The organism is Geomonas sp. (genome assembly GCF_056994735.1).
This window is the reverse complement of sequence record NZ_JBXKJL010000514.1, coordinates 1-2,734: the sequence shown is the minus strand read 5'-3', so window position 1 is coordinate 2,734 and position 2,734 is coordinate 1. Positions and strand designations below refer to the sequence as shown.

General features: G+C 56.6%; 3 protein-coding genes. All 3 read right to left on the bottom strand.

Annotation, left to right across the window (positions count from 1 at the left end):
• Positions 1-58: 58 nt before the first annotated feature.
• A complete protein-coding gene (locus AC11W3_RS21580; RefSeq protein WP_484093752.1) occupies positions 59-1,777 on the bottom strand; it encodes a transposase in 1,719 nt (572 codons plus the stop codon).
• A gap of 285 nt (positions 1,778-2,062) precedes the next feature.
• A complete protein-coding gene (locus AC11W3_RS21575; RefSeq protein WP_484093751.1) occupies positions 2,063-2,314 on the bottom strand; it encodes a hypothetical protein in 252 nt (83 codons plus the stop codon).
• Positions 2,315-2,470: 156 nt separating this feature from the next.
• A partial coding sequence (locus tag AC11W3_RS21570; RefSeq protein WP_484093750.1) for a hypothetical protein occupies positions 2,471-2,734 on the bottom strand: 264 nt, incomplete at its 5' end.

The window sequence follows — 2,734 nt, the reverse complement described above, 5'->3', positions numbered from 1 at the left end:
AACACCGATTTTCGCGCACGTTTAACCGTCACAGCGATATAAGATTTACGCAGGGCGTTCACTCGAACTTGAAGGTGAGTTTGGCGCCACCGAGCCAAGAGAGTGACTGGGGAAGCCGTTGCCAAGGGACCGCTCTGAGGATCGGGTTATGAGCTCGACGCGGGTAGGTTAAAGCCACCTCATTTCCCCTCACCTTGAGGCTTCCCTTTCCCCGGACGAAATGCCGATAGAGCTTGGCGGCATCGCAGTGTTCGAAGCCGCGTAGTTTCTGGCCGAGCATGCTGTAGAGGGTGTCGGCCATCATGGTCATGATCACGTCGAAGTGGACTTTCACCAAAATGGGAGAGGAGAGCGCATTGAGGTGGAAGAACTTGACCGCCTCGGCGATGGTATTCTCCACGCGCCACCTGCGGGCGTAGTTGCCGACGATGAGCTCAGCCGGCGCGTCAAAGTCGTTGGAGATGAGAAAGGTCGGCTCTTCCCGGCCATTGCCGCGGACGACAATCTGCCGGAGCTCCCCCTCATAGCCACGGAGCGTGGTGAGCGAGTGATGGATCTCGGGGTTGGGGTATTTACGTTTGACATGGGGGACATGGATGCGCTGCCAAGGAGCAAGGTTGTCGACGTTCGCCACCAACTCCTTTCCCCGACGCCTGAGGGTGATGAACTTGATACCTTGGTCGTTGAGCTGGGAGAGCTTGGCGTAGGTGGTGAACTTGGAATCGAAGATGAGGGTCGAGGCGACCCCGCGGCGGATAGTCTTCCAGAAGGAGAGGAAGGCGAGGGCTTGCTCGTCGGATTCGCTCCGCTTGATGTCGGCTGCGGTGTAGAGAATAAGCTTGGAGGAGGCGTCCTGGGCAAAGAGAGTCAGTGCCCCTTTCATCCGCTTTCCCCGGGTGGCGGCCCAGTGTTCTTCCAGCACCGATTCCTCTCCGTAGTGCGGGACGGTATGGAAGTCAAGGTTGATGATCCTGCCATCGTAGAGCCCGAGCCGCATGCCTTGCTTGACAAAGGCCCTCTGGAGGCGCACAAGGTTGACCTCGTCCAGAGAGTAGGAATAGCTCGAGATCGCCGTACACTTGGGGAGCACATTGAGTCCGGCAAAAAGCCCGAGACCGGCATCGAAGGCATGATCACTCACATGGGCATAGCGTTCGGTGCCAATGAGTTTGAGCGCGAGAAAGGAGAGCACGTAGTTGAGAGCCGGGATAGTTTTCGTCGCCGGCAACCTTGCCGCTCGCACGATCTCCTCAATGCCAAGCTTCTCCAGGAAGGGGGCAAAGAGGAAGACCCCGGCCGTCTCAGACTCGAAGCGACTGCCAGCAACATCCCCCATGGTGACGGGCTCCGAGCGCGCCGGCACTCGGGCACCCCTGACGGTGAGTCCCACCTTGAGCCGGCTGCGGCGGGGAAGTCTCGGGAAGCCCTCCTCTGCCAGGACCCGCTCAATGGTCCGCACGGAGACTTCCACCCCTTCCTCGGAGAGGAGCTGAGCGATCTCGCCAGCAGAAAGCCTCCGCTCTCGCCAGGCACGGATCTTTGCCCTGAGCTCGAGAGTGACCCGCCGGCGGGCAACCTTGCCTTCGGGCACCGGCTCCGAGAAGTCCATCTTGCCCTGAACAAACAGGTGGCGGAGCAGATGAACGTAGCCGGGAGCGTAGCCGAAGCGATCCGCGACCACACTGGCGGCAAGGCGCTCGACGAAGGAGGCGCGCAGGGCCTCGTAGCGCCGTTGCCAGTCGTGCATCGGGTTGGTGAAGAAGGTCGCATCGCGCATGGATCGTCTTATATTCTATGACGCTCAAAATGTCAATATATTTTTTCTTAAAACCGATGGCCATCGAGGAAGAGATCGCAAAGCCAAGGTGGGTCAAAGACATAGATTCCTGGTTTTATCGAGAACCACAGGGATGCCAAAAGATGGGCCAGCTAATTGGTTGAGTCATAGTGCGAGTTTTAAGGACTTATGAACCAGGAAAACAGCGTCACATAATATAAGAACTTCCCCACTCAGGAACCAGAAAACCTCGCGGCGATTCAGCATGGACGCGGCTCTTCACGGTCAGGTAAGAAAACATCGCCGACACCGGTCACTGTCTCTCGTCGCGCGAAAATCGGTGTTTAAGGGATGAGTCAGCCTTTCTTTGTGTGACTGGTAGAAGGCGATTCTTGTGCCTTTCCTGCACATGTAGCCTTTGGTTCTCGGATGGTTTTTGTCGGCGCGGACCTTGAGGATTTTGTTTCCCTCTGTCTGCACCTGCAAGCCGCAGTTGTGATAACAGAGCACGCAAGACGTTTTCTTCCAGTCAGACATGGCGACCTGCTTGCACGAGACTGCACCCTCTATATCATGAAAAGAAAAGCAGCGTTTAGCAAGGTAAAACTGCAAGGTTGTTGCCAATGGAAAAGGAAGGATCTGTAAGGCATCTTACCGATCCAGCCACTTCGAGGACCAGAGGATGTCCCCCATTCAGGGGTTGTAGGACGATAAGGGCCATCGCAAAGAACAGCCGGAATGCAGCCCCATGGTTGTTGGGTAATCACCTCTTGATTCTACCTCCGCCCAGCCACCAGTCTCACGATCGGCCAGTTTGGTCTCGGCAACCCTGGCCGTGAATCTTTTCTCGACTTGATGCGTGCTGTTGACCCCGTTCAGCTGACGAGTTAAAGCTCTGAACAAATCTGGTCCAACTCGAACCGATCGAGCGCAGGAGGTGTAAGGAATGACGAATTC